The 13,908-nt window shown below is 39.4% G+C and carries 10 protein-coding genes; 2 read left to right on the forward strand and 8 right to left on the reverse strand.

All coding sequences use genetic code 11. The features are described from left to right. Positions 1-263: 263 nt before the first annotated feature. Positions 264-680, forward strand: a complete 417-nt coding sequence (locus B3600_RS05995) for a DoxX family protein (protein ID WP_286752387.1) — start codon at positions 264-266, stop codon at positions 678-680. A gap of 120 nt (positions 681-800) precedes the next feature. Here B3600_RS05995 and B3600_RS06000 read toward each other — a convergent pair whose 3' ends face one another. From B3600_RS06000 to B3600_RS06035, 8 genes are all read right to left on the reverse strand, one after another. Further along, positions 801-2,093, reverse strand: a complete 1,293-nt coding sequence (locus B3600_RS06000; RefSeq protein WP_112373716.1) for a hypothetical protein — start codon at positions 2,091-2,093, stop codon at positions 801-803. Between the two features lie 271 nt (positions 2,094-2,364). Beyond that, complete coding sequence (locus B3600_RS06005) at positions 2,365-3,258, reverse strand: discoidin domain-containing protein (RefSeq protein ID WP_286752388.1); 894 nt, start codon at positions 3,256-3,258, stop codon at positions 2,365-2,367. A 22-nt stretch (positions 3,259-3,280) separates the two neighbouring features. Continuing rightward, positions 3,281-5,113: a RagB/SusD family nutrient uptake outer membrane protein gene (locus B3600_RS06010; protein WP_286752389.1), complete on the reverse strand. Its 1,833-nt coding sequence runs from the start codon at positions 5,111-5,113 to the stop codon at positions 3,281-3,283. 50 nt (positions 5,114-5,163) lie between these two features. Beyond that, positions 5,164-8,538, reverse strand: a complete 3,375-nt coding sequence (locus B3600_RS06015; protein WP_286752390.1) for a TonB-dependent receptor — start codon at positions 8,536-8,538, stop codon at positions 5,164-5,166. 218 nt (positions 8,539-8,756) lie between these two features. Further along, on the reverse strand, positions 8,757-9,902 hold the full coding sequence (locus B3600_RS06020; RefSeq protein WP_286752391.1) for a FecR family protein: 1,146 nt from the start codon (positions 9,900-9,902) through the stop codon (positions 8,757-8,759). Between the two features lie 148 nt (positions 9,903-10,050). Then, on the reverse strand, positions 10,051-10,653 hold the full coding sequence (locus B3600_RS06025; RefSeq protein ID WP_201639698.1) for an RNA polymerase sigma factor: 603 nt from the start codon (positions 10,651-10,653) through the stop codon (positions 10,051-10,053). A gap of 439 nt (positions 10,654-11,092) precedes the next feature. After that, on the reverse strand, positions 11,093-12,496 hold the full coding sequence (locus B3600_RS06030; RefSeq protein WP_112373711.1) for a M56 family metallopeptidase: 1,404 nt from the start codon (positions 12,494-12,496) through the stop codon (positions 11,093-11,095). Next, positions 12,493-12,867 carry a BlaI/MecI/CopY family transcriptional regulator gene (locus B3600_RS06035; RefSeq protein WP_112373710.1) on the reverse strand — a complete coding sequence of 125 codons (375 nt, stop codon included), beginning with the start codon at positions 12,865-12,867 and terminating at the stop codon, positions 12,493-12,495. The genes B3600_RS06030 and B3600_RS06035 overlap by 4 nt, the downstream gene beginning before the upstream one ends. 365 nt (positions 12,868-13,232) lie before the next feature. Between B3600_RS06035 and B3600_RS06040 the strand changes: the two genes are divergently transcribed. Further along, positions 13,233-13,808, forward strand: coding sequence for a 2,3-bisphosphoglycerate-dependent phosphoglycerate mutase (locus tag B3600_RS06040; protein WP_112373709.1), 576 nt, complete (start codon positions 13,233-13,235; stop codon positions 13,806-13,808). Positions 13,809-13,908 lie beyond the last annotated feature (100 nt).

Raw genomic sequence — 13,908 nt, forward strand, 5'->3', positions numbered from 1 at the left:
TTATTCGTATTAATTGATGTATAAGGCTGTACAGCACATGAGTGCTGGCAGCCTTATTGATTTAACTGTGCAATGGGTTTAGACAGGTGATCGCCGAACGATAGACGTGGATGTGAAGGGACAACACCGGTACGACAATAAGGAGTGTCTTAGTCGGTATTGAATGGTTGAAACAAATTTCTTAAACTGGTTTAAGTTTGGACTGTTTTTGTTCTTTTAAATTTGGTTTATATCGTTTATACCCTATTTATATAATTCATACCATGTATAGTCAACTTTTTGTACGTTTAGCTGTATCTACAGCGTTTCTGTCTGCTGTCGCAGATCGTTTGGGGCTGTGGGGGGTACCGGGGGCATCACATGTTTCCTGGGGAAATTGGGCCAATTTTGTAGCCTATTCAAATACCCTTAATTTTTTTGTGCCTGAAACTTTCGGTAATATACTTGCTATCGGCGCAACATTATTAGAGGTTGTCTTAGCAATCCTATTGCTGATCGGCTATAAACTGCGTTTTACTGCATTCGTTGCCGGGATTCTACTGATCTGCTTTGGGGTGGTGATGACCCTCTCGTTAGGAATTAAATCGACGTTCGATTATTCGGTCTGGGTAGGAGCGGCTGCCTGTTTTCTACTGCGGACTGCCGATAACTTTCCCATTAGCATAGACCGGTATATTTGAACTTCGAAAAAAGTAAATGGATGGGTAACTGAAGGGTCGAAGATTTGATCGTCTTAGAAATACGTTTTAAAACGCATAAAAAATGCCGTCAAACAAAGGAGCTTAACGGCATTTTTTTGATTACATTTCCTTTAAATTTACCTCTTTCTTTTCACCGTCTTTGTCAATGGTGACGTGCTTTTCAACATTGGCTTTGTCGACATAGGATGATCTTGCCGTACCATAATTTGTCGTGGAACCTGTATAACCCCAATAGTTATAATAATTGGTGTAGCCTGATACATAGGAATAGTTGTAAGAATTGGTAAAATCGAAGCTCGCCATAATCACGTATGCACCTGGCATGAGATCTGCAAATTCGAAATGCCCCTCATCATCATACACCTTTGCTTTTTTAATAGCATAGCCAAAATCGGGATCCAATGGAACTTCCTGCACCTTTTTCTGTTTTCGGATCTTTTTATTGACTTCCAGCCATTCTTCGTAATAGGCGGAGTTGGCGAAGAGCGTAATTTCTGTACCTTTTGGGGCATATTGCTTTTTGGCGGTATTCACGAGTCCGCCAAGTTTTTTTCCGGAGCTAGATCGAGCGTAAGCCGTTCCGATAATAACACTGTTACCCTGGGAAATCTGTTGGGCAGCCTGTTCTTTGTTAAATCTATTTTTAATAGGTTGATAGTCCAGTTCTTCGTTTACGGTAATTTCCCATTTGCCGTTTCCCATGGACATTTCCCTTTGCCATAATCGGCGATCTTTCTTATCGATGACATAATTATAGATGGCTCCGGTACTTTCTTCTAAAAGTGTAACCAGCCAACTGTCGTGTTTACCTGTTTTTGGGGAGCCATAACTGTAGCTTTTTACTTCCTTGATGGTATAGTCTTCGACGAAAATGTCCGAATCACTATTATAATAAAATTGCGGGATGCGCGCTTTATACCCTAGGTCTAAAGGGAGAGTTGAAATCAGGTGATCTGTCCAGTTAAAATCCACAAAAGGTCTAGTTGGCTGTAAGTTGATCTTTTTTTCCTTTTTCGTTTTCTTCGAATAATAATTACCTGTAATTGTTTCTCCAAAGTTGAGGTTTACTTTTGTTTCCTTGCCATCGCTAGAATAGCTGATAGACCGAAGTGTTTTTGCGTCGGCAGTCGTCGTGCGTATCGAAGTCCAGGCATTGTCTTTCGGAACATAGGTATTGGTTAAGGTCAGCTGATTGTTGGCCGCTACAATATCGTAGGTCAGTGATCCTTGTTTGTCCCAATTGTTATCTTTAACATAATAGACCGTATACAGTGATTTTTCTGGTTTTATATAGTTGGTATTGATATCGCTGCTCCCAGGGGTGACGGTCTTTTGACATAATCCTACGGCTGGAAGTAAACCTACTCCCAATACAAAGGCATATAATTTCATATATGTAAACTATAGTTAATGAAAAAACAAGTTGTTTTCTTGTTCGATTTATTTATCTAAGGTAATAAAAAAGTTTTTTATTTTTTTGCTGGGGATCGCTTCTTCACATAGGCTGATGCTATAGCGGAAATTTGACCTCAGAGCATTTTGGAGCTTGTTTGAATGTTGATGATATACTAGAGCGAAAAGTAAAACGGAGGTATTTCTACCTCCGTCGTTGTGCTCTTTTGAGCACCATTGATGATTAGAAAAAAAATCTTTGTGATGATGGTCAATAATTATCTTCAGCTTCCTTTTCTTTGTCGATGATAGAAGAGCGCATCCGGTAGACATTCATTTCACCCAGATGGGTATAACTTTTCCCGCCGTTTTTAAGGATCATTAACCGGAAAAATTTGGCCTTATAGTTTTTATCAAAAGCCAAACTTTGCTCTTCAGCTACATTTGATGTGGAAAGATTATCCTTTGATGTAAACACTCTTGTCCACTGCTGGCCGTCTGAACTTATTTCTATTCCCCATTGTTTCGGACGTCCAGCTTCGTCGCTATTGTTTTGTCTGAAGAAGTACTTTATGGCGCCAATCTCTTCTTCTTGGGGAAAATTTAATTGGATCCAGTGCGGAAGAGGGGCTGTATTTGCAGACCATGCTGTATGCCAATATGTATTCTTATCGCCGTCAAATAAATTCTTTTTGGGTCCCTCGCTGTTTTCCTGCGTGTAGGTTTCTACCATATTATCGGTCACCTGTATTTTAGTTAACTCGTTCGGGAAATAGGTCACTTCCGAAGGCCTGACAATTGGCCGAACACTATTGCTGCTTATGATATCTCCCCCAATGCTTGTTTTCTTGTCTTGATTGAACAATTGGACGTTGAAGACATATTCATATTTGTTGATCAATCCATCGATCCGCATGGTGTCGGCAAAAGAACTTATATTGATTTTATAGATTTTATCGGGATCTTTTGATCCCACTTTTTTATATGTGATCTGTCCATAAAGATAATTGTTATCTGAAGGAAGTTTCCATTTCAGGAGAGTTCCGCCAATACGTGGTTCAGCTTCAATCGAAACCAGTTGTGGTGGCTTGGTCATTTTTATTTCGTCTTTTTTACACGCTACAGCTAAAAAGAGTAGAGCGAATATTCCGATATTGTATTTCATCTTGTGCAATTCATTAAATTAATTAATAACCGGGATTTTGTACCAATTCCTCGTTTTTATTGATCTCTTCCTGTGGTATAGGCATTAAATAATTACGCTGACTAAAACTACGTGGAAAAACGACCGTTGTTATTTTGAAAAATTCTGTATCGGTAGCTCCTTGTATATTCATTCCTTTCGCCTGTTGGTTGAGGTATTGATCGGCGATCATCCAACGTCTTAAATCCCAGAAGCGATGGCCTTCCAAGTAAAGTTCAATAGTACGTTCTTGTCTGACGATGGAACGTAGTGTTGCCTGATTCGTTGCCCCGCCAATTGGAGCCCATGCGACATCAATTGTTGGGATGCCCGCACGGACCCGAACGCGGTCAATATATTGTTTGGCCGTATTCAGATCCTGACCGTATTCGATCAGCGCCTCCGCGTAGTTCAGGTACAATTCTGCTAGACGTATCACAGGCCATGGATAATTGACGGAGACCTGCAATCTGCTTTGGTTCAATTCAGGTGCAATACCTTTTTTGTTGAGATATCCTGTTGGTGAGTAGTTATTAGACCGTCCTTGGATGCCGCAATTGTCATTTTTCCTAAACTGAACAAGGATTTGATTGGCACTCCCTCTAACCACTTCATAGTAGCTGTTGTGATATGCAATCCATGCATTAAAGCGTGGTTCTCTATTTAGATTTAACGATAATGTATTGCCATTCGGCGTACTTGTTATACCGTATCGTCCATTGTAGTCATAATTGGGGTCTTTGTCAATCGGTAAACCATTTTTACTATAAAACGATTCGATCAGAGCGAGGGTCGGGGATACACCGTTATACGACTCACCTTGTGCGCCGCTAAGAAAGGGAGTAGATTTATTTTGAAAATCGTAGAGACCTTCCCGACGTGTTTCCGCCCAAATCACTTCTTTGGTATTGGCTTTGTCAATAAAAGTAAGGCGTAAGTCCTTTTCAATAGGATTAGCTGGTAGTACGGTATTGTAGGTGCTGTTTTTATACAGTGAAGCTCCATTTTGTTCAGCTGCATCAATGGCTTCTTTAGCCGCTAGGGCTGCACGGCGCCATTTTTCTTTGTCGAAGGTAGTACTGATCAATGCTGTGCCATCCAAATTTTTGAAATTGGCATAGAAGCTCTGTTTATCACCTCCACCGCCATTAAAGAGCGGTGATGCTGCATAAAGCAATACCCTAGCCTTTAGCGCTTTGGCAATAACCGAGGAAGCACGACCCCACTCATCCGCAGCACGAAGAGCAGGTAACTGTCCAGCAGTCTCATCCAGCTTTTTGATAATAAAATCAACGCAGGCATCATAAGTCGAACGTTTGGGATACGCTGAAGAAGGGGCATTGACGTCAAACTCTTGGTCTGCAATAACGACTGGACCGTACATCCGGACCAGTAAGAAATGATAAAAGCCGATCAGGAAATTGGCTTCAGCTTTATATTGTGCCGCCTCCTGTGGATCTATCCCAGGGACTTTATCTACATTGCGAATTAAGATATAGCATTGTCTTATTCCTTTGTAAAGGTTATCCCAGTAGGAAATGACAGGACTTGAGGCCGTATATTGCCCACGGGGAAATCGGGCGAAGGTTTCATGTTCAAAAGCAGTCGTTACCTCGTCAGAAGTCATCAAATCAATGGAAGAGGTCCCTACCCGTGAATTCGGAATCCACGCATAGCAGGAGTACAAATAACCTTTGGCTGAATTTGGATCACGAAAGGCATCTGCTTCGGAAGGACGCTCATCTGGGACGATATCCAAGAATTTGCTGCAGGAAGTGGTGGTCAAAAAAGTCGCGCATGCAAATAATGCAAAGTAGCCTATATATTTTCTTTTCATCTGATAAATCATTTTAAAATTCTACTGATAGTTTTAATCTCGAAGTTGTTCTAATTGAAACGAAGTTGGACTCCGAGATTGAATACTTGCTGTGTCGGATATCCCAAACCATTGCCTCCACCTTGTTCAGGATCCCAAAGTTTGAACTTGGAGAAGGTCAATAGATTATAACCACTTAGAAAAATGCGTGCAAATTTGTGTGAATATCCAATCTCAGCACTTCTGAGTTTTAGGAATGCCCCATTTCTCAGCCAATAAGAAGAAGCTTCGGTATTGTTGAGATTGTCCAATTTGCTCAGCCGTGGGTAAGCAGCAAATATGTTAGGGTTTTCAGGACTCCAGCGGTCCTCGGCAATAAACTGCAATACATTGCGCACACCTTGATTTCCAAATGGATGAAAACCACTGATCATAAAAGAAGTTCTATCAACTCCCTGTAATAAAAAGGAAAAATCAAACTTTTTGTAATTGATAGAAGTGCTCAAACCATAGACGATTTCAGGTGTTGTTGGATAACCCATGCGAACTCTATCATCGCTATTGATCAGATTTAGACCATCGATATCATTGGTTAGATCTTTATATTTGATGTCTCCAGGAGCTACAAAACCGCCTAGCTGTTGTAATGGACTGTTGTCTATTTCGGCCTGATCAATAAATAACCGTTCGGCAAGATAGCCTAGGTTTGTGCCAATGGAATACCCGATTTGAGATAGGTTGCGGTATTTGGTAAAGGCCGGTTCATTATTTTTCAGAACGGTATTATGTGCATAAGTAAAGGTTCCACGCATCGATATTCCCCAATCTTTTTCGCTTTTGTTCCATTCTAGGGAGAAATCAAATCCCCTATTTCTTACCTCACCAACATTGCCATACACTTTCGTTCCTGCAGTACCAAATACGTTAGGGATTGTTGCCGAACGGTCAACGAAGATATTGGTTCTATCTTCCTGGTATAGGTCGAACACAATATTAAACTTATTGTTAAGAATACCCAGGTCCACACCAATATTTTTCTTCTCTGCAACTTCCCATGAAATCAATGGGTTTGCAAATTGTAGGTATGTAGGGCCTGTATAAGTTGTATTCTGATCGATACCGGTTGTAAACGATGCTCCATCCAATTTGAGGTCTGAAAGATAAGGGAAACGTCCGCCGCCAATCTGATCATTACCAACTTTACCCCAGCTACCTCTAATTTTTAAATTACTGACAGCAGGAAATAAATCGGTAAAAAACTTTTCATTACTGAGTACATAGCCCAAACCAACGGAAGGGAAGAAACCAAAGCGACTCCCAGTGGCAAAGTTTTCGGAACCATTGTAGCCAAAGTTGACTTCGGCAAGATATTTATTGGCGAAGCCATAAGTTGCACGTCCAGTAATACCCTGGCGTCTACGTGGTAGCGAGCTGATTAGATCAGCTGGATTATTGACATTAAAATCGGTAGTATTGTAAAGAAATAATCCCGATACGGTGTGATTGCCGAATGTTCTGTTGTATTCGATGGAAGGCTGAAAATAGATTTCGCGATCACCGCTAGTACCCGTTTCGGTTCCCAGGGAAAGATTTTGTGGCTGCCCCACCATGACTAGATCATAGTTATATCCACCTGCAGGATCGGGAGCATAACTGTTAATCATGTATTGATTGTAACCACTGGTTCTTTTTGTTGTCGTGTTGCTCCAGTTTTTAAAGGAAACCAAGGCTTTAAATTCTAGCCCTTTTGTAATGAAATCAAGTTTTTGAGCACCGTCAATGGTAGTCAATAGGGTACTCTGGAAACCATTTTGATAGCCATTGACCATGCGGGCAAAGGGATTGACAAATCCATTGTTGACTGTACCACCAGCTTTTCCTCCGTATTGAACGTCTCTTCTGTCAATACCGGTAAATGGAAACATAATAGGGAAGTCCACGGGATTAGCATTCATAATGTCGCCAAACACGCTTGGAGCATCCACACCAGCCCCATAGTAATCACGAAGTTGTGCATTGAGCTTTAACGCTATTTTGGTAGTTGAAGTAAGGTTGACATTGATATTGTTCTGAAAGCTATAACGTTTGACAGAGACATTATTGTCAAAAGAGTTGAGGTCAAATTTGCGCAATAAACCGTTGCTAATATTGCCGGTTGCACTGAGAAAATAACCTATTTTGCTGCCACCACCTTGCACATTTAGATTGAGCTCGTTGTTGATGGTATGGGACTTAAACATTTCATTATACCAGTCAACGTTAGGATATACATAGGGATCCAAGCCTAATCTTGTGCCGTTTATTTTATCTTGGGAATATAAAATTTCACCTGTACCGCGACCTGTAACTGCCTCATTGAACATCTCCATATAACTTACACCATCAACAAATTTTGGGATGGAAGTAGGTCTTGAGATTTGTGATTGTGCACGCGCTGAAATACGAGGTTTATTGAGGTCTTTACCTGTTTTGGTGGTGATAATTAGCACGCCGTTTGCTCCCCTAGTACCAAACACAGCGGTGGCAGTAGCATCTTTAAGGACGGAGAAGCTTTCGATAACTTCTGGTGCCAATGCGTCCAAGTCGCCTTTAGAGATTGCTACACCATCCAATAAGATCAGGGGATTGGTAGCTCCGCTAAATGTCGATACACCGCGAATGAAAAAGCTAGCCCCATCTGCACCAGGTTCGCCCGAACGTTGTACCGCGATTACACCCGAAAGTCTGCCGCCCAATGCATTGGAAAGGTTGGCAGTGGGTATGCGTAAGGTTTCCGGTTTTACAGATTCCAATGCGCCCACAACACTGGTTTTTTTCTGTGTTCCGTAACCGACAACAACAACTTCACTTAAGCTCTGATCGGGAGTTAGCTGCACATCAATACGACGTTTGTCGGCAATGGCAATTTCCTGATTGGCATAACCGACATAGGAGAATATTAGTGTTGAATTTGTGGGAACCACAAGAATGTATCTTCCGTTGCCATCTGTTGTTGTCCCGATTGACGGGCTATCTTTAACTTTGACACTAACACCATAAAGATTGTTTCCGTCATTTTTCACCGTGCCCACGATCTCAACCTTACCGTTTTTTTGAACGACGGGGGCGAGGGGCGTTTTTTTTTCTCGGTCCGAAATCACAATAATGCCATTGTCAATTGTAAAGACCAAAGGCTGATGTTCCAATAACTTTTCAAGGGCCTGTTTCAGTGGCTTATTCTGGATATCTATATTTTGAATAGGCCTTACTTTGTCGAGTTGGCTGGTCTTAATGATAAAATCGACGTTTGTCTGTTTTCTGATCTCTTGAAATGCTTCGGACAATGTAATCTGCTTGTGTTTAAGGGTAACATTTTGAGCAGAGGACACATGTGTGAAAAAGATAAATGCTGTTAAGAGGATCACAACTTTTGTAGATGTGTTGCATAATGATCCGATGTATCGCATAGCTTTAATAAAAAAGACAATACAATACTTACTACATAAATAATAATGCATATATTTATAAATTGGTTAACTGGTTTGATGTTGAAATGAATTCTTGTTTTCCAAGTAAAAAATTAGTCGAGAGTGCTGGCAGGCATTTTCGGCTATTTTTTTTGGAAGAAATGTTTAGGCTGGGCTGGTTTCTTTCATAATCTGTGGTTATTAATGTGTGTTATAGTTTATTGCGATATGTACAGTTTATTGTTTCGTATACTATACTTGATGGAACCGGAAAGCTGAAGTGCTCTTAGTACATCGTTTAATCGTTTTTTTCTAGAAATTTGAGCGAAGTAGGTTTCCTGTGAAATAGGACCTTCAAAAATTACTTCAATGTTATACCAGCGCGAAATTTTACGCATGATTTCCTTTAAGTTATTATTCGAAAAATTGAAATCACCATTTTTCCAATCTAATACTTGATCCAGGTTTACTGATCTTACTGCGATATTTTGATCTGTTAAAGTAGATTGTTGGCCTGGTTTTAGTAAGGTTGTATTGTTTTTGCAACTCACTCTTACGGATCCTTCTGCAAGGGATGTCTGTGTGGAAGATTCGTCATCGTAGGCATTGATATTGAATTTAGTCCCTAAAACTTCGACCTTTTGAAGTGAAGTTTCGACAATAAATGGTTTTTGTTTATTTTTTGAGACTTCAAAGTAGGCTTCACCCGTTAGTTCTACCCGGCGTTCAGAGGCTGAAAATGCGCTTGGATATTTGAGGCTGGAATTTGAGTTTAACCAGACTTTTGTGCCATCAGAAAGGGTTATCTGAAATTGTCCGCCCTTTGGTACATTCAAAAGATTCATGGCGACGCGTACATCGGTATTTCCCTCAACCGTATAATTAATTCCGCCATTTTCTGTTTTTTCAATTGTTGTGCCGAGCTCTTCAGTTAATTTTCCATTAGCAACATCCTCTAGTACGATCGTTTTACCGGAAGAAAGCACAAGTGTTGCTTTATCGCGACCAGGTTCGATGATAGTAGCTGTATGATCATTGTATGTGCTGCGGTTAAGAAATAAATAAGAGATAGAGATAACCAGTATTATAGCAGCTGCAGCACCTGTAATCTTATACCATGTAGGACTTTTGATTTTTTGTGGTTCGACGTCAAGATCAATTTTACTAAAAACACGGTCTAAAATCATCTTGTCTATAAGTTCTTCTTTATCTTGAAATTCAAGTTGGTTCTCGATCATCTGTTCAAGCGCCTGCTTGTTATTCGTATCCTGAAAATATTGAAATAGCTCCGCCGTCTCTTCTCTTGAAGCGCGGTTATTGAGATATCTTTCAAATAATAATTTTATATGTTTTGAATCTTTCACTGATTGGCTATTTATAGATAATACGGAAAATAGGAGCCTGTCCTCTGCTCTGATTTTAAAAAAAAAGTAAAAAAATTAAAAGGCTTTAAAATGGGCTGTTTGAATACTGATGGAGGTGATCTGTTTGTCTATAAAAACAGGGAGTGTTTTATTTTTGATTTAACACGGCACTGATAAGAGCAATTAACAGGGACGGTGTAATTTCCTTGCTCAAACAGAAACTCTGAATCTGTTTTGTGGCCTTCACGATATGATCACTGATCGTAGAAGTGGAGATACCTAAGGAGCTACTGACCTCCTCATAGCTTTTCCCTTCAATTTTGCATAAGGTATAAATGAGTTTGCGTTTTGGAGATAAGTTTTCAATAGCTTGATTGACAATTTTTTTAGATTCTTTGTATGCATATTCCTCTTCAATGTGGGAATAGTCTGATGTTGAAATGGAAATAATCAATTCTTTTAGATTTCGATTTTTGATCTCCTTGTGAAAGAAATCATACACGAGGTGTTTAGCAATAGTGAATAGATAAGACTGAAAGGACTTTTCAGGGTCTATGCCACCGCGCCTCTCCCATAATTTCTGAAATACATCCTGAAGAATTTCTTCTGCACAGGTAGGTACTTTGACTAAGTTCAGTATATGACGGTAAAGTCTAGGGCTATAGCGGTAGTAGAGCACCTCAAATGCCTTATGATTGCTTGACTTAAGAGCGTGCAGTAACGCCAACTCATCATTTTTACATGCCTCCATAATTTAAACTTGTATTTATAACCAAATTCCTCCTGATCGGAATTTAATAATTGGATATCGTACCGTATAGCAGTAGTCTTATCTTAATGATAGCAGATGAATACTACAAGTATACTGTTGGTACTCTTCTACAATGTTACCGATTTGTTATTTGGTTTTTATACAATTTTTTTACGCAAACGATTGCTTTAAAAATAAATCATGGTGGAATTTGTCGTTTTTTTTACTAAGATCCAATCCATATACATTTTGGAAAATGGTGATTTTTGTTTTTAACTTGATTTTAGATGGATATCACTATCCATAAGAAGAGTTGCTGGATTAGATTCTGAATAATCTAAACAACATGTTGGTTTATAGGTGTGTAGTCGAGAGAAGTGGATATATCACAATAAGAGGAATTGTATTCCTCTTATTGCATTTCGAAAAATTCCGTTCGCTATTTTTTATTCACTGTATTTACTTCCACTTCGGGTTTCACTTTTAGGGAAATCCGTATAGGCTTTTCCTCCTTAACTTGAATGTCTTTTTGATCTTGATTTGAACTGACATTGGCATTGGCAGAAAGATTGATCCGCTTTGGTTGACGCGGTTGAATATCTTCGACCCATACTTCCTCAATTTTAGGGGCTACTTGCACTTCTTCGGCTATCGGTGAAACTCTTTTTGATGGTGTAGACTCTTTTCGAGGCTCCGCAAATTTGATTCGCTCCACATGTACCTCATCGATTATTTTTGGGGAATTTTGAGGTGGGGCAGGTTTTTTCCGAGGTTCCGGGAAACGTACATTACCTTCCTGTTGAGAAGAAGACCTCTGCTGGGATTTTATTGGTGGAGCCATCTCTTTTGTTGGTGATTTAGGAATTCTTCCACTAGTTTTAGGAGCCTCCGATTGCCGTGATGCAGGCGGTGTTATTGCAGTGTTGGCTGTCGCGGCTTTTTTTGGCGTAGTCGGCGTTGTTTTCTGTGCCTCCACATGTGTTGAAAACAACGTGGATATCGCTACTGTCAGTAATAAAGTAAGCCCAGGCATTAACAAGAGTTTACTTCGGGTTGTTCTTTTTTGTAACATAATTAATCGTTTTTTTGTTGTTAAGAAATTAAAATTACTGGCCGGTAATGTGTTTATATCAGGGGTGGACATGCTCCACTCGATAATTAAATGTTGGTATCTTAACTTTTCATGAATCTTGACTACTGCATCATCTGCAAGGTATTCATGTGTTTGTCGGATCGATTTTTGAATGAGATAAATAAAGGGATTGAACCAAAAAAATATAGCCAAGAGCTGTATAAAAAGTACATCCATTGAATGGCGTTGATTGGCATGGGCCCGTTCGTGCGTTAGAATTGACTGATCAATATCGCCCTGTTGATAGGCCTCTTTGGGAACATAAATTTTTTGAAAAAAAGAAAAAGGTGTTTTTAAACCACGTATGCAATAAATAGACTGTTCATGAGTCGGTGTGGCACTTCGGATATAATACAGGAATTTGCGGTACAACCAAATCTGTTTCAAGAGTAATGCAATGGCGACAATTACATAAACTAGCAGAGCGAGGTTGTACCAATCGACATAATCATTATTGAAGAGTGCTGAATCCGTTGCGGGCTGTGTAATAATCGGTCCGACCGGGATTGCATCGCTGTCTCTGTCATTCAATAAGCTGAAAACATCATATGGGACAGCGATTTGGATCATTGGAATGATGACAGATAAAGGGATAATCCCAAGTAAATAACAGCGGTTGAATAGCAACGACTTCTGGTTGCGTAGTACTGACCAATAAATGAGATACAGTAAACCCGAACAGGCTATCAGTTTTCCAATATATAGCATCATGTCTCTTTATTTTTAATTTCGGAATCAATTATATTTTTCAGTTCCTCCAATTGCTCTTTGCTCAGCTGAGATTGTTTAGTGAAAAAAGAAGCAAATTTTAATGCTGAATTGTCGAAGTAGGTTTCTACAATATCATTTACATGTGCTAAGTAATAGTTGTCTTTATCGATTAGTGGATAATACTCCCTCGAATTTCCATAAAGCACATAAGATATCGCCCCCTTTTCAGTCATTCTCTTCAATAATGTAGCAACAGTTGTTGGCGCCGGTTTAGGTTCAGAATACGCTTCCATAAGATCTTTCATAAAAGCTTTTTTCATGTCCCAAATGTAGCCCATCAATTGTTCTTCCGTAGCTGATAATTTATTCATACTACAAATATAGAATATATTCTACATTGTGTAGAATTAAAAAGTGTTAAATAATTTATATTAATTTATTTTGTTGATTTATAGTTGTTTAAATTATTTGTTTTAAGGGTGAGGATGATTTTGCCGTACAATTAGTTGTCAATTCGCATATACAAACGGTAAGTATATACAAATATGAGGGCGAATATGTGCTTGTATTTTTTCAGCTAAGGAATCTGTGGTAGCCTATAGCAGTAGTTTGATACTTAGTTTAGACGGTTAGAAAAGCATTCAAAGTATAAATAAAACAAAATGGAATGTATCGTTATTATATATGGCGTTGGCCCTGTGGTGGGCGACAGTTTTAAAAAAACTTAGGATAAATAATGGCAAAACTTTTTTTAGTACGGCATGGACAATCGCAATGGAATTTGGAAAATCGCTTTACGGGTTGGCAAGATATTGATATTACCGAATTGGGACAACAGGAAGCTCGGCAGGCGGGAAAGGCTTTGGCAAATGAACGAATTGATATAGCTTATACTTCAGCGCTTATGAGAGCACAGCATACATTAAAGATTATTTTACATGAAATGGGCAATCCTTCCGTCCCCATTGTTATAAATGCTGCTTTGAATGAACGTGGTTACGGACAACTTGAGGGCTTGAATAAGGCTGAAACGGCCAAAAAATATGGTGCCGAACAAGTGCATATCTGGCGTAGGTCTTTTGATGTTCCGCCACCAGGAGGGGAAAGTCTTAAAGATACATACGAACGTGTTATTCCATATTATGAACATTTTATAGCACCTAAACTGAAAGAAGGCAAAAATGTACTTGTTGTTGCGCATGGCAATAGCCTTAGGGCACTGATTATGTTTTTGGAACATCTTTCTCCGGAACAAATATTGGAACGGGAGATCGCTACCGGACAACCGATCGAATATCAGGTTGAGGGATAGTGTTATACTGATTTCTAGGCTAATCTAATCATTCATGAAATGGTGAAATTGCAGTTGTGAAACAAAAAATCCTGCCATACGAACGATGAGCAGGATTTTT

It is taken from the genome of Sphingobacterium sp. UBA2480, assembly GCF_002341965.1.
Classification (GTDB): domain Bacteria; phylum Bacteroidota; class Bacteroidia; order Sphingobacteriales; family Sphingobacteriaceae; genus Sphingobacterium; species Sphingobacterium multivorum.